The organism is Paraburkholderia sp. SUR17, assembly GCF_029536165.1.
In the GTDB taxonomy this organism is placed as follows: domain Bacteria; phylum Pseudomonadota; class Gammaproteobacteria; order Burkholderiales; family Burkholderiaceae; genus Paraburkholderia; species Paraburkholderia kururiensis.
The window spans coordinates 3,271,352-3,294,176 of sequence record NZ_CP120508.1 but is presented as its reverse complement, the minus strand read 5'-3'; the positions used below and the strand labels follow the sequence as shown (position 1 = coordinate 3,294,176).

Below are 22,825 nucleotides of genomic sequence, written 5' to 3'. Positions count from 1 at the left end.
GGCTCTGCGCTCCGCCATTGCAAATAGCCGGGCGCCCCACATGTTAAGATCGCGCTTCGCAAAGCAGGCCGGGCAGTCGCGGCCTCGCGGGCTTCGGTCCGCGGGGGCGAGGAAAGTCCGGACTCCATAGGGCAGGGTGATGGCTAACGGCCATCCGTGGCGACACGCGGAACAGGGCAACAGAGAACAGACCGCCGATGGCCCGGCTCAGCCGGGATCAGGTAAGGGTGAAACGGTGCGGTAAGAGCGCACCGCGGCTGCGGCGACGCAGACGGCACGGCAACCTCCACCCGGAGCAATTCCAAGTAGGCAGGCGCGTATCTTCGCGATACAGGACGGGGCCCCCGTTTCGTCTGCGGGTAGGAAGCTTGAGCGCGCCAGCAATGACGCGCCTAGAGGAATGGCTGCCACGCGCGCAGCGCCGCAAGGCGCCGCGTGTGCACAGAATCCGGCTTACAGGCTTGCTTTGCCGCTTCATTCAGGAAAAAAGCCGGCGTCGATAACCGACGCCGGCTTTTTTTCGGCTCATCGATGAGCCGGCGCGTGCCGATGCGCACGCGGGCGCGTCAGATCGCGACGATATCGAACGAATGCGTGAGTTCGGCTGTTTTGGCGAGCATGATCGACGCCGAGCAGTACTTGTCGTGCGAAAGATTGATGGCCCGCTCGACGGTGGCCGGATTGAGATTCTTGCCCGTCACCGTGAAGTGGAAATGGATCTTCGTGAAGACCTTCGGATCCTCGCTCGCGCGGTCGGCTTTCAGCGTCACGGAGCAGTCACTCACTTCCTGACGGCTCTTCTTCAGGATCATCACGACGTCATAGGCTGTGCAGCCGCCGGTGCCGAGCAGAACCATTTCCATCGGGCGCGGCGCGAGGTTGCGGCCGCCGCCTTCCGGGGCGCCGTCCATGGCCACGAGGTGGCCGCTGCCGGTTTCGGCGGCAAACGCCATTCCCTCGCCCATCCAGCTTACTTTGCATTCCATGCGTGTACTCCAGCCGTCTGGCTCAAACGTCAAGGCGGCAATTGTAGCCCGGTGTCTTCCGCGACGTTTCCCGGTATTGCCCGCCGTAATCCCATGGCGTGATGGCGTTTGCCCATCGGGCTTCCGCCTTGCCTTTCGCGGAAACGTGTGACCGAAGAATGGCGCGCGGTCGCAATTCTTTAGGGGTTTTACTCTAAAACGCGCGCGCTACGCGGGGTGCCACTGCCGCTAACGGGCTGATTTCCTTGAAGGTAGGACTTCTCGCTGTGCGAAGCGCATCGTTTCACATAGTGGTTTATGATTTCGCAATGCAAATATTCTTGCGTCGCACAAGCGCTGTCCGTATAATTGCGTTCATTGGTGATCGAGTTGTTCATCACCTCAGCATGTCTCCTCCACCCTCCTCCTTTGGTGGATTAAGCCCGAACCAAAAGCGTTCGGGCTTTTTTTCGTCCGTTGCAGGCATGATTGCGACGCGTTTGCCCGGCGGTAAGTGTTCACTCCGACATCGACGAGATACCGCCGGCGCTCGCGCGACGCCTCCTTGCCGCCACGTCAGGCCGGCTTTGACGTAGCCCGCCAATTTCCTTTATAATTCAGGGCTTTTCCGTATCATGCCCACGGAAGAAGAACAGGGAGAGCCTGCGCCAGCGCCTCGAGCGCTTTTCAACAAGCAGGAAAGAACACAGGGCACTGCATTTTTATTGGATCGATCATGAAGACGTTTTCCGCAAAAGCCCATGAGGTGACGCGTGAATGGTACGTGATTGACGCGACGGATAAGGTTCTCGGCCGTGTCGCCAGCGAAGTGGCACGCCGTCTGCGCGGCAAGCACAAGCCTGAGTTCACCCCGCACGTCGATACCGGCGATTTCATCATCGTCGTCAACGCGAGCAAGCTCAAGGTCACGGGCAACAAGACCACCGACAAGAAGTACTACCGTCACTCGGGCTACCCGGGCGGTATCTATGAAACGACGTTCGGCAAGATGCAGGAACGCTTCCCGGGCCGCGCGCTCGAGAAGGCAGTGAAGGGCATGCTGCCGAAGGGCCCGCTCGGCTACGCGATGATCAAGAAGCTGAAGGTCTACGCCGAAGCAACGCATCCGCACTCGGCTCAGCAGCCGAAGGCGCTCGAGATCTAAGGGGAGCCCACATGATCGGTAACTGGAATTACGGTACGGGCCGCCGCAAGAGCGCAGTCGCTCGTGTCTTCATCAAGTCGGGCAAGGGCGAGATCGTCGTCAACGGCAAGCCTATCGCCGACTACTTCTCGCGTGAAACCTCGCTGATGATCGTGCGCCAGCCGCTCGAGCTCACGAACCACGGCGCCACGTTCGACATCAAGGTGAACGTGACCGGTGGCGGCGAAACGGGTCAGGCAGGCGCTGTGCGCCACGGCATCACCCGCGCGCTGATCGACTACGACGCGACGCTGAAACCGGCACTGTCGAGCGCCGGGTTCGTCACCCGCGACGCACGTGAAGTGGAACGTAAGAAGGTCGGTTTCCACAAGGCACGCCGCCGCAAGCAGTTCTCGAAGCGTTAAGCGCTTCACTGGCTGTCCCGCGCACATTGGGTGCGGGGGCGCCGGGACTGCAAAAAGCCGCCCGCGCAGATGCGCCGGCGGCTTTTTCGTCTGTATAGCCAGGTGCGTAGAGAACCCCTTGATTTTGTGGGCTTAAAGCACGACTTTGGGATCAGTCCTACAATACCGGCTAAAGGCTTTTTTGGAGAGTTCGAATGAACGCTGTGACCGACACCCCCGTGACCGACATGCCGGGTCCCTTCGTCTTCACGGACGCAGCGGCTGACAAGGTCAAACAACTGATTGACGAAGAAGGTAACCCCGAGCTGAAGCTGCGCGTGTTCGTGCAAGGCGGCGGCTGCTCCGGCTTTCAATACGGCTTCACGTTCGACGAGACGACCAACGAGGACGACACCGTGATGGTGAAGAACGGCGTCCAGTTGCTGATCGACGCCATGAGCTACCAGTACCTGGTGGGCGCTGAGATCGACTACAAGGACGACCTAAACGGCGCACAGTTCGTCATCAAGAACCCGAACGCCTCGACTACCTGCGGTTGCGGCTCGTCGTTCTCGGTCTGATCGACCTGAGGTTGTACGGCGGGTGGTATCAAAAAACGGGGCGCGAAGCCCCGTTTTCTATTGGTGTCTCATTGCCCGCTCCACACAGGCGTGTGGCCGCGCTCTTCAGTGCGGATAAATCGCTCCCAGCACCCGTTCCCCCGCGGCGCCCGTCACGGACGGCAGGTTGCCCGTTTCGCGCGCGACGCAGCGCATGGCGAGCCAGGCGAAGGCGAGCGGCTCGACCTGATGCGGCGGCACGCCGAGCGCCTCGGTGGTCATCACCGGCACGCCCGCCACGCCGCTCGCCTGTAGCGCGTCCTCCAGCGCCTTCAACAGTCTGGCATTGCGCGCCCCGCCGCCGCAGACGTACACGGCGCGACAGTCGGAGGCATGACGCTCGATCTCGCGCGCCACGGTCACGGCCGTGAGCGCCGCCAGGGTAGCCTGCACGTCCGCGGGCGGTACCGCCTCATAGCCGCGCAGCTTGCCATCGAGCCAGACTGCGTTGAAGAGGTCGCGCCCTGTGCTCTTGGGTGGCTTCTGTTCGAAGAATGGTTCGTCGAGCAGCGCGTTGAGCAGCGGCTGATGAATCTGACCGCTCGCGGCGAAGTGGCCGCCTTCGTCGTACGGTTTGCCGATATGCCGGCTGGCCCACAGATCAAGCAGCGCGTTCGCCGGCCCGCAGTCGAAGCCGCGCACGGCGCCGGACGCGTCGAGAATCGTAATGTTGCTGATGCCGCCCAGGTTGCACACCACCCGTGTTTCGCGTCGCGAGCCGAACACCGTGGCGTGGAAGGCGGGGACGAGCGGCGCGCCCTGACCGCCCGCCGCTACGTCGCGGCTGCGGAAATCGGCGACCACGTCGATATGGGTCATCTCGGCGAGCAGCGCCGGATTGTTGGTCTGCCGCGTGAAGCCCATCTCGGGACGATGACGCACGGTTTGTCCGTGCACGCCGATGGCGCTCACCTGGCCGGGCGACAGATTGCCGGCACGCAGCAGTTCGTGGCAGCAGACAGCGTAGCGGGCAGCGAGCGCATTGGCCGCCAGCGCCTCGCGTTCGATCTCGTTCTCGCCGGGATGCTGAAGCGCGAACAGGGCGTCGCGCAGGCCGTCCGCGAAGCCCACGAAGGCCTCCGCCCGGACCACTGGCGGCCTGCCGTGCTCGAACTGCACCGCGATGCCATCCACGCCGTCCATGCTCGTGCCGGACATCAAGCCGAAATACAGGCCGTCGGCGGCGTGCTGTGCCGCCCGTTCATCGTCGCGCTGGGACACGTCTTCACTCCTTTCGCTGAAGTCGTTGCGGCGCGGTGGCCGCGTGTGTATGCGTCACGCGATTATCGGCTATCAGCGCAAGGGCGGGGCGCGTAAAACGGGCGTGATCTCGCGGATCGGTGCCGTCTTGCGTCGCGACCTTTTCCCGAGCCGCGAGCAAACATCGGCGCGGGAAGGGGAATCACGTAAAATCGCATGTCTGACTTCAAGTTACGTTACAGCATGAGCACCGAGTCCCCGTCCCAAGCCGCCCCCGCCTTTCCGATCACCGACGAAGTGCGTCACGCGCTCGCCGTCGCCAAACGTGGCGCCGATGAACTGCTGATCGAAGAAGAGTTCGTGCAGAAGCTCGCGAAGAGCGCCGCCACGGGCACGCCGCTGCGTATCAAGCTGGGCCTCGACCCGACCGCACCGGACATCCATATCGGCCACACAGTGGTACTCAACAAGATGCGCCAGTTGCAGGACCTGGGGCACACCGTGATCTTCCTGATCGGCGATTTCACCTCGCTGATCGGCGACCCTTCAGGGCGCAACGCGACGCGCCCGCCGCTCACGCGCGAGCAGATCGAGTCCAACGCAAAGACCTATTTCGATCAGGCGGCGCTCGTGCTCGATCGCGAAAAGACGGAGATCCGCTTCAATAGCGAATGGTGCATGCCGCTTGGTGCCGACGGCATGATCAAGCTCGCCTCGCGCTATACGGTGGCCCGCATGCTGGAGCGCGAAGACTTCACGAAGCGTTTCCAGGGCGGCGTCCCCATTTCGATCCACGAATTTCTGTACCCGCTCATGCAGGGCTACGACTCGGTCGCGCTCAACGCGGACCTGGAACTGGGCGGCACGGACCAGAAGTTCAACCTGCTGGTGGGTCGCGAGTTGCAGAAGCAGTACGGCCAGGACCAGCAGTGCATTCTGACGATGCCGCTGCTCGAGGGTCTGGACGGCGTCGACAAGATGTCGAAGTCGAAGAACAACTACGTGGGCATCAGCGAAAAGCCGAACGACATGTTCGGCAAGCTCATGAGCATCTCCGACACGCTGATGTGGCGCTACTTCGAGCTTCTGTCGTTCCGCCCCATGGACGAGATTGCGCGCTTCCGGCGCGAGGCCGAAGAGGGCCGCAATCCGCGCGACTTCAAGGTGATGCTGGCGCAGGAAGTCGTGGCGCGCTTCCACTCGCAGGGCGATGCCGAGCGCGCGCTCGAAGACTTCAACCACCGCGCGAAGGGCGGCGTGCCGGACGACATTCCGGCCGTGACGCTGCCGGGCGCGCCGCTCGCCGTTGGCCAGTTGCTCAAGCAGGCGGGCCTCGTGCCGTCGACCAGCGAAGCGCTGCGCAATATCGAGCAGGGCGGCGTGAAGATCGATGGCGCCACGGTCTCTGACAAGGGACTGAAGGTAGACGCGGGCGAGTACGTGGTGCAGGTCGGCAAGCGCCGTTTCGCGCGCGTGACGCTCACCGCATGATTGCGCTGATCCAGCGCGTGCGGCGCGCCGATGTGCGCGTCGTGGGCCCCGAAGGCGAGCGCGTCACCGGTGCCATCGGCGCCGGGCTGCTCGCACTCGTATGCGCCGAACGCGGGGACACGGAGGCAATGGCCGACCGGCTGCTTGCCAAGGTGCTCGGCTATCGGGTATTCAGCGATGCCGCGGGGAAGATGAACCTCTCCGTGCAGAACATCGACGGCGCGGGGCAAGCGGGTGGTCTGCTGCTTGTCTCGCAGTTCACGCTTGCCGCCGATACCAACAGTGGCCTGCGTCCCAGCTTTACGCCGGCGGCTCCGCCCGAAGAGGGGCGTCGGTTGTTCGACTACTTCGTTGCGGCGGCGCGAGCAAAGCATCCCATCGTGGAGACCGGCGAGTTCGGCGCCGAGATGCAGGTTTCGCTCGTCAACGACGGCCCCGTCACGTTCTGGCTGCAAGTGCGTAACTGACCTCGGCCGAACTTGCCGGCTGAACTTGCCGGCCGAGGTTGCCCGCGGTTGTGCGGCAGAGCGCCCGTGTCGCGCGGCCATCGTGGACGCGGCGCGGCTTTTGCGACAATGTCCGCTTTCCGGGACTGCCGCCTGCGGGCGGTGCCACCATCCTCTCCATGTCCACTCAGATTCTCTTCATCCGCCACGGCGAAACCGAATGGAACCGCATCAAGCGGATCCAGGGGCACATCGACATTCCGCTCGCCGCAAGCGGCGAAGAACAGGCACGGCGACTCGCGGCACGTCTTTCGCGTGAAGCGGCGGACGGTGCGAAGCTCGACGCCATCTGGTCGAGCGACCTGCAGCGCGCACAGCAGACGGCCGGGCCCACTGCCGAAGCGCTCGGCCTTTCGATCCAGCTTTCCGAAGGGCTGCGCGAACGTTCCTACGGCGCGTTCCAGGGGCACGACAGCGACGAGATTGCCGCGCGTTTTCCCGACGAATACGTGCAGTGGCAAACCCGCGATCCTGGCTTCGTTCCACCTGACGGCGAGTCGCAGCGGGCGTTCTACCACCGGGTGTTGCACGCGCTCGAGCCGATCGTCGCCGCACACCCCTTCGGGCGCATTGCGTGCGTGACGCACGGCGGCGTGCTGGACTGCATCTATCGCTTCGCACGAGGGTTGCCGCTGCAGGCGCCGCGCGAGTGGCCGCTGCTCAACGCGAGCGTCAACGTGGTGGATTTCGAGGCAGGGGCGGCGCGCATCGTTTCTTGGGCCGATGCCTCTCACCTTGGCGGGCAGAGCGCCGACGACAACCTGAAGAAAGCGCGCTGATCGGTGAGCCTAAGCCTGAGCTTTACCGCCCAGGCCGCCTTCAATCGTCGTGATGCATGCCCGCGGCGACGCGCCGCCTTGCGCGTTTCGACACGCCGTTCGTCAACGCCCATCTCATTACCGGCGCGACCGCGCGCATACCCGGCCGCACCATTAACCGGCGCATGCCTGAAAACGCATCGAAGCCGAGCATCCGCTGAGCCCAATCCGGAAGCAGATCCACGCCCGCGTTGAGCATGAGCAGCCCGGCAGGGCGCACGGCGGGATTGGGCGGCAGCGCATGCATGAGAATGTGCACGACTTCGCGCGTGCGGTCGCTCACTTCGAGTTCGGGTTGCATCGCGAGCAGCCAGGCATCGACGGCCGCCCGCGAGCGCGGGATGTTCGTTGCGCCCAGCATTTCGGCGATGCGCGCGGTTTCGTCAAAGTACTGGTCCTGGGCGGCTAGCGACAGGCCCGGATTCACATAGCGCAAGTGGGCGGCCAGAAAACTCGACACTTCGGCCACATGGACCCACGTCAGCAGCGTGGGGTCGCTCGCGCGGTACGGACGCCCGTCCGGCGCCGTACCCGTCACGCCCAGATGGATCTGCTTCACGCGTTCGATCAGCGCGAGCGCGTCGCGCCGGCTGCCATAGGTGGTGCCGGCAATGAAGGTCGCCGTGCGCCGTAGGCGGCCGAGGATGTCGGTGCGAAACGCCGAGTGGTCCCAGACGCCCGCAAGCGCGAGTGGATGCAGCGTTTGCAGCATCAAGGCGCTGATGCCGCCCGCCATCATCGACGTGAAGTCGGCGTGAACCTTCCAGCACACCGCATCGGGACCGAACAGGCCGGGGTCGCCCGGTGGCGATGAGTAGTCGAGCCTGGGGCCGCCGCCGCTCGTGAGATGGGTCACTGCGTCGGCGAGCTTCGAGCGCACGCGCTGGGCCAGTTGTGCGGTGAGTCCGCTGCGTTCCCTCGTGCCCGGCGTGCTGCTGCGGTGGCTGGCGTCGTCGGACATGGCGTGCTCGGTTGCGGCTTAACCTGTCTTGCGCGGCGTCAGGGCGCGTCGGCGTCCCAAAGGCCGCGCACGGGGTTCGACGCTTCAGGCGCCGAGAGCCCGAAATGCCGATAGGTGAGGAGCGTAGCGACACGTCCGCGCGGCGTGCGCTGCAGATAACCCTGCTGGATCAGGTACGGCTCCAGCACGTCTTCAATCGTGTCCCGCTCTTCGCCGATAGCCGCAGCGAGGTTGTCGACGCCCACCGGACCGCCGTCGAACTTGTGCAGGATGGCTTCCAGCAGCTTGCGGTCCATCAGGTCGAAGCCGACGGGATCGACGTCCAGCATGGCGAGCGCTGCATCCGCCACCTTGGCCGTGATATTGCCGTCCGCTTTCACTTCGGCGAAGTCGCGCACGCGGCGCAGCAGTCGATTGGCGATACGAGGCGTGCCGCGCGAGCGTTTGGCGATTTCGAGCGCGCCGTCCGGATGGATCTGCGCGCCGAGCAGCGAAGCGGAGCGCCGCACGATGCGGGACAACTCTTCCGCGTTGTAGAACTCAAGCCGCGCGACGATGCCGAAGCGATCACGCAGCGGGTTGGTCAGCATGCCGGCCCGCGTGGTGGCGCCCACCAGCGTGAACGGCTGCAGGTCCAGCTTTACGCTGCGCGCGGCCGGCCCTTCGCCGATCATGATGTCGATCTGGTAGTCCTCGAGCGCCGGATACAGGATTTCCTCGACGACCGGCGAAAGCCGGTGAATTTCGTCGATGAACAGCACGTCGTTGGCTTCGAGGTTCGTGAGCAGCGCCGCGAGGTCGCCGGCGCGCTCTAGCACCGGGCCCGACGTCTGCCGCAGATTGACCCCCATTTCGCGCGCGATGATGTGCGCAAGCGTGGTCTTGCCGAGACCTGGCGGCCCGAACAGCAACACGTGATCGAGCGGTTCCGAGCGGCGCTTCGCTGCCTCGATGAAGATTTCCAGCTGGCCGCGTACCTTTTCCTGGCCGACGTATTCCTCGAGCTGGCGCGGACGCAGCGCGCGCTCGAACGCTTCCTCGTTCGGAGAGACGGGCGTGGCCGCGATGATGCGTTCGGCGGCGAGTTTGTCGGTTTCGATCATGGACGCATTGTACCGCGCGGTGCCGGCCGGCAAAGCTGGCCGAACGGCCAGGTGGCGGGGGCACGTGCGGCATGCGAAGCTTGTCCCGTCATGCGCTGCGGCACTAGCGCCCCAGTACTCAAGGTCGCCGAAGGCCGTCCGTCGGGCATCTCTTACGCCTTGGACAGCGCCTTCAGCGCGAGCTTGATGCCCTCGGAAACCCCGGTGCCGGCCGGCACGTTCTTGATGGCGGCCAGCGCCTCTTTTTCGGAGTAACCCAATGCGAGCAATGCATTCAGGATGTCAGAGGCGTGATCCGATGCGGACACGGTGGCAGCAGCTGCGCCCAGGTCGGCCCCCAGCTTGCCCTTCAGTTCGAGCAGCAGCCGTTCGGCTGTCTTCTTGCCGATGCCCGGCACCCGCGTGAGGCGCGCCGCATCCTGCAGCGTGACGGCCTGGGAGAGTTCCTGCACGCTCATGCCCGAGAGCACGGCAAGCGCCATACGCGCGCCAATGCCCGTGATCTTGAGCAGTTCGCGGAATGTCGCACGTTCCTGCGTTGTACCGAAACCGTACAGCAGGTGGGCGTCCTCGCGCACGACCATGTGCGTGAGCAGCACGACTTTCTCGCCGGTGGAAGGCAGGTTGTAGAACGTGCTCATCGGCACGTCGATTTCGTAGCCTACGCCGTTGCAGTCGACGAGCAGATGAGGCGGATTTTTTTCCAGCAGGACACCGGCAATGCGACCGATCATGGCGGATTCAATGAGAACGGAAAGCGCGAGTGTAGCTCAGCGACATAGGTCTGCGGCACGCAGCGGCGTAGCTGAAAAGCGGGACCTTGCGGTGAACGGCGCTGGCTTGCCGGCGACACCGCCTTCAGCCCACCAGACGCCCGCGCCGCACGCGCAGGCCCTTTTTCGCGAGGGAAGGTGCAATGCCGCCCAAGGTCGCAAGCGTGTCGCCGCCGTGCGCGTGGCAGATGGCCATGCCGAGCGCGTCGGCGGCGTCAGTGCCCGGCACGCCGGCGAGACTCAGCAGGCGCACCACCATCTGCTGCATCTGTTCTTTGGTCGCGCGGCCGTAGCCCACCACCGCCTGCTTGAGCTGCAGCGCGGTGTACTCGGCAACTGGCACGCCGCCTGCCACGAGTCCGCAAATCGCGGCGCCGCGCGCCTGACCGAGCAACAGCGTGGATTGCGGGTTGACGTTGACGAAGACTTTCTCGATAGCCGCCTGATCCGGCGCGTGCTGGCGAATGAGGGTGGAGATGCCGTCGAAGATGGTGCCGAGCCGGGTCGGCAAGTCGGCATCGGCGGTGCGGATTACGCCGCTCGCGACGTAGGTGAGCTGGTGGCCGGTCTGGTCTATTACGCCGAAACCGGTTACGCGCAAGCCGGGGTCGATGCCGAGAATTCTCATGAAATGCACTGCTGACGGAATGCCTGCGATGGTACAACGAATGCCCGCCGCGCCCGCACAAAAAAACACCCCGCAGAGGCAAGCCGCCTGCGGGGTGTTTCGCGGCCTGGAAGGCCGGTGCGACTCAGTGCCGGAAGTGGCGCACGCCGGTCAGCACCATCGCGATGTTGTGCTCGTCAGCGGCGGCGATCACCTCGTCGTCACGCACCGAGCCACCGGGCTGAATCACGCAGGTCGCGCCCGCCGCCACCACCACGTCGAGGCCGTCTCGGAACGGGAAGAACGCGTCCGACGCCACTGCAGAGCCGCCCAACGTGAGGCCCGCATTCTGCGCCTTGATGCTCGCGATACGGGCCGAATCCACGCGGCTCATCTGACCCGCGCCTACGCCGAGCGTCATGCCGTTGGCGCAGAACACAATGGCGTTCGACTTCACGAACTTGGCCACGCGCCATGCGAAGAGCAGGTCGTCCATTTCCTTCGGCGTGGGGTGGCGCTTCGTCACCACGCGCAATTCGCGCGGCTGCACGTTCTTCGAATCAAGCGATTGCACGAGCAGGCCACCGCCCACGCGCTTCAGATCAAACGCGTTGAAGCCGGCGCCCAGCGGAATTTCCAGCAAACGCACGTTCTGCTTGGCTTCGAACACTCGTCGTGCGGCGGCGCTGAACGCCGGCGCGATCAGCACTTCGACGAATTGCTTCGCCACGGCCTGGGCCGCGGTCTCGTCCACTTCGCGGTTGAACGCGATGATGCCGCCGAAGGCCGAGGTCGGATCGGTCTGGAACGCCTTCGAGTAGGCCTCGTGCGGATCGCTACCCACCGCGACGCCACAGGGATTGGCGTGCTTGATGATTACGCAGGCCGGCGCGTCGAAGGTCTTCACGCATTCCCAGGCGGCGTCCGAATCGGCGATGTTGTTGTACGACAGTTCCTTGCCCTGCAACTGGCGGTAGTTCGCAAGCGCGCCTTCGGGTACCGCCAGGTCGCGATAGAACGCCGCGCTCTGATGCGGGTTTTCGCCGTAGCGCAGGTCCTGCACCTTGTCGAACGCGAGGTTCAGCGTGGCCGGATACGTGTTGCGCGACGTGTGCGAAAGCGAATCGGTGAGGCTCGTCAGATAGTTCGTGATCGCGCCGTCGTATTGAGCCGTGTGCGCGAACACCTTCGTTGCGAGGCGGAAGTTCGTCTTGTAGCTCACGCTGTTGCCGTTGGCGCGCATTTCGTCCAGCACGGCCGCGTAGTCGGACGGATCGACCACCACCGTTACGTCGCGATGGTTCTTCGCCGCCGAACGCAGCATGGTCGGGCCGCCGATATCGATGTTCTCAATGGCTTCCTCCAGCGTGCACTCGTCCTTCGCAACGGTCTGCACGAACGGATACAGGTTCACGACGAGCAGGTCGATGGTCGGAATCTCGTGCTGTTCCAGCGCCGCCATGTGCTCCGGCAGATCGCGGCGCGCGAGGATGCCGCCGTGCACCTTCGGGTGCAGCGTCTTCACGCGCCCGTCGAGCATTTCCGGAAAGCCCGTGTAGTCGGCCACTTCGGTAACGGGAAGGCCGGCGTCCGCGAGCAGTTTCGCGGTGCCGCCGGTCGACAGGATCTTGACGCCGAGGCCCGACAGCGACTTGGCGAAGTCGACGATGCCTGACTTGTCGGAAACGGAGATGAGCGCTTGCTTGATCATGATGGGAACGGGAAGCCGGAGGACGAGGGCGCGGCGCGCGGCGCTACAGCAGGCCGTGCTGCTGAAGCTTCTTGCGCAGCGTGTTGCGGTTGATGCCGAGATACTCGGCGGCCAGCGACTGATTGCCGCCGGCCTGCTCGAGCACCACCTCGAGCATGGGTTTTTCGACGCACGAAATGACCATGTCGTAGACGTCGTGCGGGTTGGCGCCGTCGAGGTCCTGGAAATACATCCCCAGGCTCTCGCGGACGCAGTGGTCTATGTTGTGCTTGCTCATGCTGCCAGTCGATCGTTTGTTTCGGGCTCGTCGCCGGCGCCTTCTTCGTCCACGTATTCGAGGCGCTCGGAAAACGCCTTTTGTGCGTCGAAGAATTCGTTGACGGCGGCGAGCTGCTCGCGCGTGGTGTCCAGCGTGTTCATGCGGTGCCGGAACGCCTGGGCGCCACGAAGGCCGCGAGTGTACCAGCCGATGTGCTTGCGCGCAGTACGTACCCCGGTGAATTCGCCGTAGAACGCGTAGTGGTCTTCGAGATGGCCGTTCATGATGCGCTGGATCTCTTCGACACGCGGCGGCAGCAGCAACTCGCCGGTTGCGAGGAAATGGACGATCTCGCGAAAGAGCCACGGGCGGCCCTGCGCGGCGCGGCCGATCATGATGGCGTCCGCGCCGGTGGCGGCCAGCACCTCGCGTGCCTTGCGCGGCGACGTGATGTCACCGTTCGCCACCACGGGAATGCGCGCGGCGGCTTTCACCGCGGCGATGGTGTCGTATTCGGCCTCGCCGTGATAGAGATCGGCGCGTGTGCGGCCGTGCACGGTGAGCATCGAGATGCCCGCCTCTTCGGCAATGCGCGCAATGGTGAGCGCATTGCGGTTCTCGCGGTTCCAGCCGGTGCGAATCTTGAGCGTGACGGGCACGGCGTCGGGCCCTACGCCGACGGCATTCACCACCGCCGACACAATGCGCGCGACGAGCGCCTCGTTCTGCAGCAGCGCAGAGCCGGCCGCGACGTTGCAGACCTTCTTGGCCGGGCAACCCATGTTGATGTCGATGATCTGCGCGCCGTTGGCCACGTTGTAGCGCGCGGCCTCGGCCATCATGTCGGGATCGGCGCCCGCGATCTGGACGGCGATCGGCTCGACTTCGCCCGCGTGGTTGGCGCGCCGCATGGTCTTCTCGCTCTTCCACAACTGGGCGTTCGAGGCGACCATCTCCGAGACCGCATAGCCTGCGCCGAGGTGCTTGCACAACTGGCGGAACGGCCGATCCGTGACGCCCGCCATCGGGGCGACGAACAGGTTGTTGCGCAGCGTGTGGCGGCCAAGCGTGAGCATGTCGAAGGGCAGGAACGGGCGCGCGTGCCGCGTTGCGGCATACGCATGGTGCGAAGGGGAAAACGCATATTTTAGCGTAACCGCTCCTGCGGACGGCTCGCTCGCCGTATGACCCCGGGTCTGACGCCGGGGCTGGCCTGCTAAATCTTCGATGAAAATCGCCTGCGGCCTGGACTGCCCCCGCGTTCGCGCAGCTAGCGGCGCTGGCCGAACATCATCTGCCTCGCGAGCGCCGTCTTCACGGGCGGGACGAATTCAAGCGCGGTGAGCGCGAGGCCGCGCAGCGTGCCGAGCGCCGGCAGGTCGAACGTGAAGAGCCGCGCGAGCGTGTCCGTGGCGCCGATGGTGAGACGCCGGTCGAGTGCTCGGCGTTGGCCGAACGAGGCCAGCGCGAGCGGCGTGGCGCCATGCTGCGACAACGCATCCGAAAGCGCATGCGCATCGCGCAGACCGAGATTGAGTCCCTGACCCGCCACGGGGTGCAGCGTCTGGGCTGCATTGCCGACCGCGGCGACGCGGCCCTTCACCAGCGTATCCACGGCCGAAAGCCCGAGCGGGAACGACGCGCGCCCCGCGACGTGCGTGAAGTGTCCAAGGCGGCTGCCGAACGCGACTTCGAGTTCGGCGAGGAACGCGTCGTCGGAAAGCTCGCCGCGCCGCCGGGCTTCGTCGGGCGAGCAGCACCAGACGAGCGCGTAGTCGGCGCCGCGTGCGCCGCCCATCGGCAGCAGGGCGATCGGCCCCTGGTCGGTGAACCGCTCCCAGGCAACGTGCGGCTGTGGTGCAGAGAGCGTGACCGTGCCGATGATCGCCGTCTGTCCGTAGTCACGCGTGCTTCTGGCGCTCGCAACGAGGCTCGCGGATGCGCCCGGTTCCCGCCGCTGGTAAAGGCCGCCTTCCGCGTTCACGAGAACGCGCGTGCGCAGGTTGCGAGCACCATGCGCGTTCTCGATGGGCAGCGTGACGCCATCGTATTCCTGCACGGGCGGCAGTGCCGACGTGGAGCGCAGCCAGTGCACCGGCGTGTCGCGCACGCACGCAGCCAGCGCCTGCACGATGGACCCATACCGAACCACGTAGCCGAGGGCAGACAGATCGTGCTCGGTCCGGTCGATCAGCGTGCGGCCGAAGTGCCCGCGCTGCGACACGTGAATGCGATGGATGGCGGTGGCGTCCGCGGGCCAGGCGAGCGGTTCGAGCAGCATGCGGCTACCTTCCGATACCGCGATGGCCCGCGGGTCGGAGACCGAGTCTTCGGGTTCGCGCGCATCGATCAGCGCAATCTTGAGTTCGCGCGTGGCGCTGCGCCGCGCGAGCCAGCCCGCGAGCGCAAGGCCAACCGGGCCCGCGCCTACGATGGTCACGTCGAAGTCGAACGGCGTGGCCGCGGTGATGTGCGTCGGCCCCGCTGATGAAGTTGCCATGTCCGTGCTTTGTGCAGGGGCGGGGTGTGCCGGCCCCGCGGTTCGGGAGACTGCGTTCATTTCGTTTCCGTACCGGTTGCTTCTCTCAGGCGGGCCGTCGCGTTCGCACACGCCCGCACGTCATGCTGTCCGTGCTGGTTCGTGCATCTCACGCAGGCGCGCGCGCCTCGCGCATCAGCGCCTCGATTTCGTCGGCTTCTACCGGCACGTCGCGCGTGATGAGTTCGCAGCCCTGTTCGGTGACGATGGCGTCGTCCTCGACGCGAATGCCGATGTCCCAGTAGCGTTCCGGCACGTCTTCGGCGGCGCGCACGTAGAGGCCTGGTTCGATCGTGAGCGCCATCGAAGGCCGCAGCGTGCGCCACGGCGGCGCGGCGTCCGGCTTGCCATTCGCGGTGCCGGCCCGTTCGCGGTAATCGCCGCAATCGTGCACGTCCATGCCCAGCCAATGCCCCGTGCGGTGCATGTAGAAGCGCGTATAGGCGCGCTCGGCGATCACGTCGTCCACGGACGAAAACTGCGCGCGGCCGATGATGCCCGTGTCGAGCAGCCCTTGCGCGAGCACGCGCACGGCCGCTTCGTGCGGCGCGTCGAAGCTGACGCCGGCGCGCGTGGCATCGATGGCCGCCTGCTGGGCCGCCAGCACGATTTCGTAGAGTTCGCGCTGGGCCGGCGTGAAACGGCCGCTCGCCGGAAAGGTGCGGGTGATGTCCGACGCGTAGCCGTCCAGTTCGCAGGCCGCGTCGATCAGCACGAGGTCGCCCTCGCGCGCAATCGCGTTGCCCGCCGGATAGTGCAGCACGCAGGCGTTCGCGCCCGCCGCCACGATCGAGCCGTAGGCCGGCGCCTGCGCGCCGTGCTTGCGGAACGTGTAGAGCAGTTCGGCCTCGATCTCGTACTCGCGCATGCCGGGCCGGCACGCGGCCATCGCGCGACAGTGCGCGGCCGCCGAGATTCGTGCGGCGCGCCGCATGATGTCCAGTTCATGGGCGTCCTTGAAGAGACGCATGTCGTCGAGCAGCGGCAGCAGGTCGTGCGCTGCCGTGGGCGCCGTCACGCCGCTGCGGCCCTGGGCGCGCACGGCGTCGAGCCAGCGTCGCACCTGCTCGTCGAGCGTGGCGGACGAGCCGAGCGCATAGTGCAGCGCCGGCTTGCCGGCCAGGATGCGCGGCAACTGCGCGTCGCTTTCGTCGGAGGCAAAGGCCGCGTCGAAGCCGAAGGTGCCGCGTGCCGCTTCGGGGCCGTACCGGAAGCCTTCCCAGGTTTCTCGCTCGGCGTTTCTCTCGCGGCAGAACAGGATGGCGGCGGGTTCGCCGGCTGCGGCGCTCGCGTCGAGCACGAGCAGCGCTTCGGGTTCCGCGAAGCCGGTCAGGTAATAGAAGTAGCTGTCGTGCCGGTAGGCGTAGTCCGTGTCGCGATTGCGCAGGACTTCAGGCGCGGTGGGCACGATGGCGACGCCGCCGCCCGCGGCCCGCAGCGCAGCGAGCACGCGCTCGCGGCGGCCGCGGTAGACGTCGATGGCGGGCGCGTCGGCGGCGGGGCGGTGCAGGGAGGAATCGGTCGGCTGGTCCATCGCGAGATTGTAGCGCCCAATCCGCAGACGTTCCCGGCTGGAGCGCCTGCGGGCGTGCACCACGGGCAGGCCACCGGAAAGCCGCCGGAAAGCACGGCAAGCGCTGCGGGCGCCATGTTGCAATCCGTCCACAGCCATACGGCCATCGGCCATTCGCCGGGCGCGCCCTTCGTCTGGATCGCCGAAAACCAACGTATACTTTCGCGGACTCCAGAATTCCAGAAAAGGCAGGCAGGCGTGATGAAACTCATCGGTTCGCTCGGCAGTCCGTTCGTGCGCAAGGCGCGAATCGTGCTCGCCGAAAAGAAGATCGACTACAAGCTGGTGCTCGAGAACGTCTGGGTGCCGGAAACCACGATTCACGACTTCAATCCGCTCGGCAAGGTGCCCTGCCTCGTGATGGAAGACGGCGAGGCCGTGTTCGATTCCCGCGTGATCTGCGAATACGTGGATACGCTTTCGCCCGTGGGCAAACTCATTCCCCCGTCGGGGCGCGAGCGCGTCGAAGTGCGCTGCTGGGAAGCGCTCGCCGACGGCATGCTGGACGCCGCCGTGCTGATTCGCCTCGAAGGCACGCAGCGCACGCCGGAACAGCGCAACGAAACCTGGCTCGCGCGCCAGCAGCGCAAGATCGACGACGGTCTCGTCGCCATGTCGCAAGGGCTGGGCAGCAAGACGTGGTGCGCGAGCACCCATTACTCGCTCGCGGACATCGCGCTGGGTTGCGCGCTCGGCTACCTCGACTTCCGCATGCCGGAACTCGACTGGCGCGACAAGTACCCGAACCTCGACAAGCACTTCGCCAAGCTCTCGCTGCGCCAGTCGTTCATCGACACGGTGCCTTCCAACTGAGCACAAGCCCTCGCGGTCGTCTTCTCAGGCGTTCGCTGCCGTGAAGATGACCGTGACGGTCACGCCGCGCCCGTCCGGGCCGGCGCCTAGTTCGATTTCCCCGCGATGGGCCTGCACGATCTCGCGCACGATGGCGAGGCCGAGGCCCGTTCCCTCGGTGTCCGTGGCGGCGCGATAGAACGGCTCGAACACACGGCTGCGCGCCTCGGCGGGAATGCCGGGGCCGTTGTCGCAGACGGTCAGCACGACGCGGCCGTCCGCGCGCTTTACAGCCACCGTCACGTGACCGCCGCGCTGCGTGTAGCGGATCGCGTTTTCCGCGAGATTCGACACCAGCGCGGCGAGCAGCGCGCGATGTCCCGTCACGCATGCCGGGCCGTGCAGTTCCACGCCCAGGTCGATCTCACGTGTCTGTGCGAGCAGCGCGAGTTCTTCCACCACCTCGGTGGCGAGCGCGCTCAGGTCCACGTTCTGGCTTGCCAGTTGCGAGTAGTCCGCTGATTCGGCCTGCGCGAGCAGCAACAGCTTGTTCGTGAGCCCGACCATCGACTGGTTGCTTCGATGCATCGCCGCCAGCACTTCCGAGAGTTCCGGTTCGATGCTGCGCCGTTGCCGCGCGAATTGAAGCTGCGTGCCGAGCAACGTGAGCGGCGTGCGCAGCTGATGCGCCGCGTCGGCGATAAAGCGCCGTTGCGTTGCGACCTGCAGACCGAGGCGCGCAATGCACTGATTGATCGCATCCACGATGGGCCGCAGTTCGGTATGCAACCGCTCCACGCGCAGCGGCGCAAGCTGCATCGGATCGCGGTCCGCCACGTCGTCTTTCACCTTCATGAGCGGCCGCAGCTCGAACGTGAGCCCGATACAGACGAGCGCGACGGCGAGCACGATCATCTCGATCTGCCGGATCAACTGCGGCCGCCACACGGCTTCCACCATCGCGTCGCGCGAGCGCGTCGTCTTGCCCACGAGAATCTGCACGCGACGCGTCGCGCCGTTGTCGTACATGAGCCGCACGAGCGACACCGCGCGCACGCGCTGGCCGCGCAGCGTGGCGTCGAACCATTGCGGCTCGGTGGCCGGGTCGGCCACGCGTCCGGTGGCCGACGGGAAGTCGGGCAGGCCCGCGAGCAGCCGCCCGTCTTCCAGACGCACGCTGTAGAACACCTGGTCGCCGTAGGGCGAGGCGAATACTTCGATGGCGGCGGGCGGCATATCGACCACGAGCGCGCCGTCCGCCCATTCCACTTCGCCGGAGATCATGCGCACCGACGCGACCAACAGGTTGTCCTGCACGAGGTCGGCGGTGTGGCGCGCGTTGTCGTGTTCCGTTTTCGCGGTCACGAACACGTAGAGCGCGAGCGGCAGCAGCAGCCACCACAGAAGGCGCACGCGCAGGCTATTGGTCACCATTACTGCTCATCGTCTTTCTTGCGCAGCAGGTAGCCGAGGCCGCGCAGCGTGACGATGGCCGCCGAGCTGCCATCGAGCTTCTTGCGCAGGCGCGAGATGTAGATTTCGACGGCGTCTTCGCTCGGCTCGTCGGCGAGCGTAAAGATGGCGTCCATGAGCGCCGCCTTGGAAACCGTCTTGCCGAGCCGCAGGATCAGCGTTTCGAGCACCGTGCGTTCGCGCGGCGTCACCGCGAGCGGGGCGCCTTTCAGCGTGAACTGGCGCGTGTCGATGTCGAAGGCGAGGTCGCCGCAGATCACGTCACCCGCCTTGGTGGGCGCCTGGCGGCGGATCAGCACCTTGATGCGCGCCACCAGTTCGCGCACTTCGAACGGCTTGACGAGGTAGTCGTCCGCGCCAAGGCCCAGCAGTTCCACTTTCTCGTCGATGGACCCGCTCGCCGTGAGGATCATCACCGGCGTTTCGTCGCCGCGCTGGCGCATGCGGCGCAGCACGTTCTTGCCCGAGAGCTTCGGCAGGTTCAGGTCGAGCAGCACGACGTCGTAGCGGTTCGTGCGCAACAACTGGTCGGCGGCGTCGCCGTCCTGCACCGCGTCGAGCGCGAACGCGTCCTGCTCCAGCGTTTTGGCGAGCCAGTGCGAGAGCGTGGGATTGTCTTCGATGAGCAGCAGCTTCATGGGGCAGCAGCGGGCGAGCCGCACGGATCAGGCCGTCGATTGTGCCGCAAATCGGCGGCTTTGCAATGCTGGCTCACCCGCCACGCGGGCGGCTCGCGGCATTGCGGGTTAACACGAATGCTTGCCGCTGCCGGCCGATAGCTGGCAGAAGGATTCGGATTTCTATAATCCGCCTCACGCCTGGCTCAAGACCAGGCCCAGAAAGGACCGCGCCGCAGTAAGCCCAGACCCAAGGCCAGCGGCGAAGCACCAGGCGGTCCGCCCAACCAAGGAGACTTTCTTCATGCGTACCCTGCGTAAAGTGGCTGCCCTGTCGAGTTTTGCCGTGCTGGCGTTCGCGCTTGCCGCGGCCCCGACGTCGGCGTCGGCCGAATCCTCGAAGATCACGATCATGGTGGGTGGCGCGACCAAGATCATCTACCTGCCGGCCAAGCTCACCGAGCAACTCGGCTACTTCAAGGAAGAAGGCCTCGACGTCGAGATCCAGTCGCAGCCCGCCGGCGTCGATGCGGAAAACGAACTGCTCGCAGGCGCCGTGCAGGGCGTGGTGGGTTTCTACGATCACACCATCGACCTGCAGAGCAAGGGCAAGGAAGTCGAAGCACTCGTGATCTTCGGCCAGGTGCCCGGTGAAGTGGAAATGGTGGCCACCAAGGCCGCCGGCAGCCTGAAGAGCATGGCCGACGTGAAGGGCAAGACCCTTGGCGTGACCGGCCTCGGTTCGTCCACGAGCTTTCTCACGCAATACCTCGCGCAGCGCGCCGGCGTGCCCTCCACGCAATACACACTGCTGCCCGTGGGCGCGGACGCCAGCTTCATCGCTGCCATCAAGCAAAGCCGCATCGATGCCGGCATGACGACCGAGCCCACCGTCTCGCAACTGCTGAAGACCGGCGACGCGAAGGTGCTGGTCGACATGCGTACGCTCGACGGCACGCGCGCCGCGCTGGGCGGCACGTATCCGGCCTCGAGCTTCTACGTGCAGCGCGCGTGGGCCGAGTCGCACAAGGAGGAAGCCGCGAAGCTCGCGCGCGCCTTCGTGAAGACGCTGAACTTCATCGCGACGCATAGCGCCGACGAGATCGCCGACAAGATGCCGAAGGACTACTACGGCAACAATCGCGACCTCTACGTAGGCGCGCTGAAGGCGTCGCTGCCCATGTTCACGAAGGACGGCAAGATGCCCGCCGACGGTCCGGACACGGTGCTGAAGGTGCTCTCGTCGTTCAGCCCCTCGGTGAAGGGCAAGCATATCGATCTGGCGCGCACTTACACGAACGAGTTCGTCTCGTCGGTGAAGACGGCGGCGAAATAACCTGCGCATTGCGCGTGAGTCACACATGGCGGTCAAGACAACAGCGGAACTGCAAGCGATGAATCGACCTGTACCCCTTTCCACGAACGGCTCGCTGAATGGCTCGCCGAATGGGTTGCCAGCGGGCGCGCCGGCCATCGAGCTGCGCAACGTCTCGTGCCGCTTCATCAGCCCCGACGGCAAGGCGACGATCGCGCTGCGCGACTTCAGCATGTCGGTAGCGCGAGGCGAGTTCGTTGCGGTCGTCGGGCCCACGGGCTGCGGCAAGTCCACGACGCTCAGCATGATTACGGGCCTGCTCAAGCCCACCACGGGCGAAGTGCGCGTGATGGGCCAGCCCGTGGACGGCATCGACCCGCGCATCGGCTTCGTGTTTCAGGCCGACGCCGTGTTCCCGTGGCGCTCGGTGCTCGACAACGTCGCGGCAGGTCCGCTGTTTCGCGGCCGCTCGAAGTCTGCGGCCTACGACGAGGCCAACGAATGGCTGCGCCGCGTGGGCCTCGAGAAGTTCGGCAAGCACTACCCGCATCAGCTGTCGGGCGGCATGCGCAAGCGTGTGGCGCTCGCGCAGACCTTCATCAACAGGCCGGAAATCCTGCTCATGGACGAGCCGTTCTCCGCGCTCGACATGCAGACCCGCACGCTGATGCAGGACGAACTGCTGCAACTGTGGTCGGCGAATGCGGGGTCGGTGGTGTTCGTCACGCACGATCTGGAAGAGGCGATTGCGCTGGCCGACCGCGTGTTCGTGCTGACGGCACGCCCGGCCACGCTCAAGAAGGTGTACGAGATCGATCTGCCGCGTCCGCGCATCACCTCCGAGGTGCGCTACGACCCGCGCTTCATCGAAATCTCGCGCGACATCTGGCACGACCTGCGCGAAGAAGTGCAGATCGGCTAATCAACGAAAGCGGAGCACATCATGTCTACCCCTCAACAAGCGATGCCCGTGGGCATCGACGCCACGGCGCTCGCACAGGTCGAGCGCGTCGCCCAGCAGCGCATCCGGCGCCGCCACGCGCTCGTGATCGGCCTGCGCATCGCCGTGCTCGTCGTCGTGCTGGGCGGCTGGGAAGTCGCGGCGCGGCTCAAATGGATCGATCCGTTCTTCTTCTCCATGCCGTCGCAGATCTTCGCGCAGATCGTCGACTGGTTCGTCAACGGCACCTCGCAAGGGCCGCTTTTGACGCAGGTGTGGGTCACGCTCGAAGAGACCGGGCTCGGCTTTCTGATCGGCTCGGTGGCGGGCGTGTTCTGCGGCATCGTGTTGGGCCGCAACAAGCTGCTTTCCGACGTGTTCAGCATCTACATCAAGATCGCCAACTCCATTCCGCGCGTGGTGCTGGGTTCGGTGTTCGTGATCGCGCTGGGCCTCGGCATGGCGTCGAAGGTGGCGCTCGCCGTGGTGATGGTGTTCTTCGTGGTGTTCGCCAATGCGTTCCAGGGCGTGCGCGAAGCGGACCGCTACATGATCGCGAACGCACAGATTCTCGGCGCTTCGCGTCGCCAGGTGACGACGGCGGTGGTGATTCCCTCGGCGCTCAGCTGGATTCTCGCGAGCCTGCACGTGAGCTTCGGCTTCGCGCTGGTTGGTGCGGTGGTGGGCGAGTTCCTGGGTTCGAAGCAGGGTATCGGCCTGCTGATCTCGACGGCGCAAGGCGCGTTCAACGCGAGCGGCGTGTTCGCGGCGATGATCGTGCTGGCCGTGGTGGCGCTCGCTGCGGATTACCTGTTGACCGCAGTCGAACAGCGTCTGCTCAAGTGGCGGCCGATGGCGGTTTGATCGTGCGCTGAGCGTTCTCTAACGCCGCCGCACAAACATCAGGCGCGGCCCGTGTTGCACAGCATCGGTCCGCGCCTTCGGCTTCATCCGTTCTTTCGCGTGGTTACGTCACGTTGACCACATTGCCCCGCTTCGGCGGGGTTTTTCTTT

General features: G+C 65.5%; 23 protein-coding genes and 1 other RNA gene. 11 read left to right on the top strand and 13 right to left on the bottom strand.

Annotated features, from left to right (window positions below; all coding sequences use genetic code 11):
- Window positions 1-60: 60 nt before the first annotated feature.
- Window positions 61-472: RNase P RNA component class A (gene rnpB / locus P2869_RS14610), an RNA gene on the top strand.
- A 94-nt stretch (window positions 473-566) separates the two neighbouring features.
- Here rnpB and P2869_RS14605 read toward each other — a convergent pair.
- The gene (locus tag P2869_RS14605; protein ID WP_026121894.1) at window positions 567-986 is read right to left on the bottom strand and encodes an OsmC family protein; all 420 of its coding nucleotides are present in this window, start codon (window positions 984-986) and stop codon (window positions 567-569) included.
- A 715-nt stretch (window positions 987-1,701) separates the two neighbouring features.
- Here P2869_RS14605 and rplM point away from each other — a divergent pair.
- The 3 genes from rplM (at window position 1,702) to erpA (ending at window position 3,094) form a co-directional block, all read left to right on the top strand.
- Window positions 1,702-2,130, top strand: a complete 429-nt coding sequence (rplM, locus tag P2869_RS14600; protein WP_017777021.1) for a 50S ribosomal protein L13 — start codon at window positions 1,702-1,704, stop codon at window positions 2,128-2,130.
- Window positions 2,131-2,141: 11 nt separating this feature from the next.
- Window positions 2,142-2,534, top strand: a complete 393-nt coding sequence (gene rpsI / locus P2869_RS14595) for a 30S ribosomal protein S9 (protein WP_017777020.1) — start codon at window positions 2,142-2,144, stop codon at window positions 2,532-2,534.
- 194 nt (window positions 2,535-2,728) lie between these two features.
- On the top strand, window positions 2,729-3,094 hold the full coding sequence (gene erpA / locus P2869_RS14590) for an iron-sulfur cluster insertion protein ErpA (RefSeq protein ID WP_017777019.1): 366 nt from the start codon (window positions 2,729-2,731) through the stop codon (window positions 3,092-3,094).
- A gap of 105 nt (window positions 3,095-3,199) precedes the next feature.
- Here the strand turns inward: erpA and P2869_RS14585 are convergent, their stop codons facing one another.
- Window positions 3,200-4,291, bottom strand: coding sequence for an anhydro-N-acetylmuramic acid kinase (locus tag P2869_RS14585; RefSeq protein WP_277598153.1), 1,092 nt, complete (start codon window positions 4,289-4,291; stop codon window positions 3,200-3,202).
- 285 nt (window positions 4,292-4,576) lie between these two features.
- Here P2869_RS14585 and tyrS point away from each other — a divergent pair, with 285 nt between their 5' ends.
- From tyrS to P2869_RS14570, 3 genes are all read left to right on the top strand, one after another.
- On the top strand, window positions 4,577-5,824 hold the full coding sequence (tyrS, locus tag P2869_RS14580) for a tyrosine--tRNA ligase (protein WP_017777017.1): 1,248 nt from the start codon (window positions 4,577-4,579) through the stop codon (window positions 5,822-5,824).
- Entirely contained in the window at window positions 5,821-6,291 is a 471-nt protein-coding gene (gene dtd, locus P2869_RS14575; protein ID WP_017777016.1) for a D-aminoacyl-tRNA deacylase, read from the top strand. Before tyrS ends, dtd begins: the two co-directional genes overlap by 4 nt.
- A gap of 158 nt (window positions 6,292-6,449) precedes the next feature.
- Window positions 6,450-7,109, top strand: coding sequence for a histidine phosphatase family protein (locus P2869_RS14570; RefSeq protein ID WP_277596850.1), 660 nt, complete (start codon window positions 6,450-6,452; stop codon window positions 7,107-7,109).
- A gap of 40 nt (window positions 7,110-7,149) precedes the next feature.
- Here the strand turns inward: P2869_RS14570 and P2869_RS14565 are convergent, their stop codons facing one another.
- The 9 genes from P2869_RS14565 to P2869_RS14525 all read right to left on the bottom strand — a co-directional run bounded on the left by P2869_RS14565 (window position 7,150) and on the right by P2869_RS14525 (window position 16,635).
- Window positions 7,150-8,109, bottom strand: coding sequence for an oxygenase MpaB family protein (locus tag P2869_RS14565; RefSeq protein ID WP_277596849.1), 960 nt, complete (start codon window positions 8,107-8,109; stop codon window positions 7,150-7,152).
- A 38-nt stretch (window positions 8,110-8,147) separates the two neighbouring features.
- Window positions 8,148-9,212, bottom strand: coding sequence for a Holliday junction branch migration DNA helicase RuvB (gene ruvB, locus P2869_RS14560; protein WP_126878067.1), 1,065 nt, complete (start codon window positions 9,210-9,212; stop codon window positions 8,148-8,150).
- 152 nt (window positions 9,213-9,364) lie between these two features.
- The gene (ruvA, locus tag P2869_RS14555) at window positions 9,365-9,946 is read right to left on the bottom strand and encodes a Holliday junction branch migration protein RuvA (protein ID WP_199543868.1); all 582 of its coding nucleotides are present in this window, start codon (window positions 9,944-9,946) and stop codon (window positions 9,365-9,367) included.
- Between the two features lie 124 nt (window positions 9,947-10,070).
- Window positions 10,071-10,613, bottom strand: a complete 543-nt coding sequence (ruvC, locus tag P2869_RS14550) for a crossover junction endodeoxyribonuclease RuvC (protein ID WP_026121892.1) — start codon at window positions 10,611-10,613, stop codon at window positions 10,071-10,073.
- Between the two features lie 124 nt (window positions 10,614-10,737).
- Window positions 10,738-12,303 carry a bifunctional phosphoribosylaminoimidazolecarboxamide formyltransferase/IMP cyclohydrolase gene (gene purH / locus P2869_RS14545; RefSeq protein WP_017777010.1) on the bottom strand — a complete coding sequence of 522 codons (1,566 nt, stop codon included), beginning with the start codon at window positions 12,301-12,303 and terminating at the stop codon, window positions 10,738-10,740.
- Between the two features lie 43 nt (window positions 12,304-12,346).
- On the bottom strand, window positions 12,347-12,580 hold the full coding sequence (locus tag P2869_RS14540; protein WP_017777009.1) for a Fis family transcriptional regulator: 234 nt from the start codon (window positions 12,578-12,580) through the stop codon (window positions 12,347-12,349).
- Window positions 12,577-13,638: a tRNA dihydrouridine synthase DusB gene (gene dusB, locus P2869_RS14535; protein WP_277596848.1), complete on the bottom strand. Its 1,062-nt coding sequence runs from the start codon at window positions 13,636-13,638 to the stop codon at window positions 12,577-12,579. Before dusB ends, P2869_RS14540 begins: the two co-directional genes overlap by 4 nt.
- A 194-nt stretch (window positions 13,639-13,832) precedes the next feature.
- Window positions 13,833-15,062, bottom strand: a complete 1,230-nt coding sequence (locus P2869_RS14530; RefSeq protein WP_277596847.1) for a UbiH/UbiF/VisC/COQ6 family ubiquinone biosynthesis hydroxylase — start codon at window positions 15,060-15,062, stop codon at window positions 13,833-13,835.
- A gap of 148 nt (window positions 15,063-15,210) precedes the next feature.
- Entirely contained in the window at window positions 15,211-16,635 is a 1,425-nt protein-coding gene (locus P2869_RS14525; protein WP_277596846.1) for an aminopeptidase P N-terminal domain-containing protein, read from the bottom strand.
- Between the two features lie 237 nt (window positions 16,636-16,872).
- Between P2869_RS14525 and P2869_RS14520 the strand changes: the two genes are divergently transcribed.
- Window positions 16,873-17,487 carry a glutathione S-transferase N-terminal domain-containing protein gene (locus P2869_RS14520; RefSeq protein WP_176049032.1) on the top strand — a complete coding sequence of 205 codons (615 nt, stop codon included), beginning with the start codon at window positions 16,873-16,875 and terminating at the stop codon, window positions 17,485-17,487.
- Between the two features lie 24 nt (window positions 17,488-17,511).
- On the opposite strand, the gene P2869_RS14515 is transcribed toward P2869_RS14520, so the two are convergent.
- Complete coding sequence (locus P2869_RS14515) at window positions 17,512-18,897, bottom strand: sensor histidine kinase (protein WP_277598152.1); 1,386 nt, start codon at window positions 18,895-18,897, stop codon at window positions 17,512-17,514.
- A gap of 2 nt (window positions 18,898-18,899) precedes the next feature.
- Window positions 18,900-19,577: a response regulator gene (locus tag P2869_RS14510; RefSeq protein WP_017777003.1), complete on the bottom strand. Its 678-nt coding sequence runs from the start codon at window positions 19,575-19,577 to the stop codon at window positions 18,900-18,902.
- 283 nt (window positions 19,578-19,860) lie between these two features.
- On the opposite strand from P2869_RS14510, the gene P2869_RS14505 reads away from it, so the two are divergent.
- From P2869_RS14505 to P2869_RS14495, 3 genes are read left to right on the top strand one after another with little or no spacing between them, the layout of a single operon-like run.
- Window positions 19,861-20,892, top strand: a complete 1,032-nt coding sequence (locus tag P2869_RS14505) for an ABC transporter substrate-binding protein (RefSeq protein WP_017777002.1) — start codon at window positions 19,861-19,863, stop codon at window positions 20,890-20,892.
- Between the two features lie 58 nt (window positions 20,893-20,950).
- Entirely contained in the window at window positions 20,951-21,793 is an 843-nt protein-coding gene (locus P2869_RS14500) for an ABC transporter ATP-binding protein (protein WP_277596844.1), read from the top strand.
- Between the two features lie 21 nt (window positions 21,794-21,814).
- Window positions 21,815-22,675, top strand: coding sequence for an ABC transporter permease (locus P2869_RS14495; RefSeq protein ID WP_126878074.1), 861 nt, complete (start codon window positions 21,815-21,817; stop codon window positions 22,673-22,675).
- The last annotated feature ends 150 nt before the right edge of the window (window positions 22,676-22,825 follow it).

What these genes read in the sequence shown, in the direction of transcription:
- P2869_RS14605 (WP_026121894.1), bottom strand. Translation starts at nt 986, where the DNA reads ATGGAATGCAAAGTAAGCTGGATGGGCGAGGGAATGGCGTTTGCCGCC.
- rplM (WP_017777021.1), top strand. Translation starts at nt 1,702, where the DNA reads ATGAAGACGTTTTCCGCAAAAGCCCATGAGGTGACGCGTGAATGGTAC.
- rpsI (WP_017777020.1), top strand. Translation starts at nt 2,142, where the DNA reads ATGATCGGTAACTGGAATTACGGTACGGGCCGCCGCAAGAGCGCAGTC.
- erpA (WP_017777019.1), top strand. Translation starts at nt 2,729, where the DNA reads ATGAACGCTGTGACCGACACCCCCGTGACCGACATGCCGGGTCCCTTC.
- P2869_RS14585 (WP_277598153.1), bottom strand. Translation starts at nt 4,291, where the DNA reads ATGTCCGGCACGAGCATGGACGGCGTGGATGGCATCGCGGTGCAGTTC.
- tyrS (WP_017777017.1), top strand. Translation starts at nt 4,577, where the DNA reads ATGAGCACCGAGTCCCCGTCCCAAGCCGCCCCCGCCTTTCCGATCACC.
- dtd (WP_017777016.1), top strand. Translation starts at nt 5,821, where the DNA reads ATGATTGCGCTGATCCAGCGCGTGCGGCGCGCCGATGTGCGCGTCGTG.
- P2869_RS14570 (WP_277596850.1), top strand. Translation starts at nt 6,450, where the DNA reads ATGTCCACTCAGATTCTCTTCATCCGCCACGGCGAAACCGAATGGAAC.
- P2869_RS14565 (WP_277596849.1), bottom strand. Translation starts at nt 8,109, where the DNA reads ATGTCCGACGACGCCAGCCACCGCAGCAGCACGCCGGGCACGAGGGAA.
- ruvB (WP_126878067.1), bottom strand. Translation starts at nt 9,212, where the DNA reads ATGATCGAAACCGACAAACTCGCCGCCGAACGCATCATCGCGGCCACG.
- ruvA (WP_199543868.1), bottom strand. Translation starts at nt 9,946, where the DNA reads ATGATCGGTCGCATTGCCGGTGTCCTGCTGGAAAAAAATCCGCCTCAT.
- ruvC (WP_026121892.1), bottom strand. Translation starts at nt 10,613, where the DNA reads ATGAGAATTCTCGGCATCGACCCCGGCTTGCGCGTAACCGGTTTCGGC.
- purH (WP_017777010.1), bottom strand. Translation starts at nt 12,303, where the DNA reads ATGATCAAGCAAGCGCTCATCTCCGTTTCCGACAAGTCAGGCATCGTC.
- P2869_RS14540 (WP_017777009.1), bottom strand. Translation starts at nt 12,580, where the DNA reads ATGAGCAAGCACAACATAGACCACTGCGTCCGCGAGAGCCTGGGGATG.
- dusB (WP_277596848.1), bottom strand. Translation starts at nt 13,638, where the DNA reads ATGCTCACGCTTGGCCGCCACACGCTGCGCAACAACCTGTTCGTCGCC.
- P2869_RS14530 (WP_277596847.1), bottom strand. Translation starts at nt 15,062, where the DNA reads ATGGCAACTTCATCAGCGGGGCCGACGCACATCACCGCGGCCACGCCG.
- P2869_RS14525 (WP_277596846.1), bottom strand. Translation starts at nt 16,635, where the DNA reads ATGGACCAGCCGACCGATTCCTCCCTGCACCGCCCCGCCGCCGACGCG.
- P2869_RS14510 (WP_017777003.1), bottom strand. Translation starts at nt 19,577, where the DNA reads ATGAAGCTGCTGCTCATCGAAGACAATCCCACGCTCTCGCACTGGCTC.
- P2869_RS14505 (WP_017777002.1), top strand. Translation starts at nt 19,861, where the DNA reads ATGCGTACCCTGCGTAAAGTGGCTGCCCTGTCGAGTTTTGCCGTGCTG.
- P2869_RS14500 (WP_277596844.1), top strand. Translation starts at nt 20,951, where the DNA reads ATGAATCGACCTGTACCCCTTTCCACGAACGGCTCGCTGAATGGCTCG.
- P2869_RS14495 (WP_126878074.1), top strand. Translation starts at nt 21,815, where the DNA reads ATGTCTACCCCTCAACAAGCGATGCCCGTGGGCATCGACGCCACGGCG.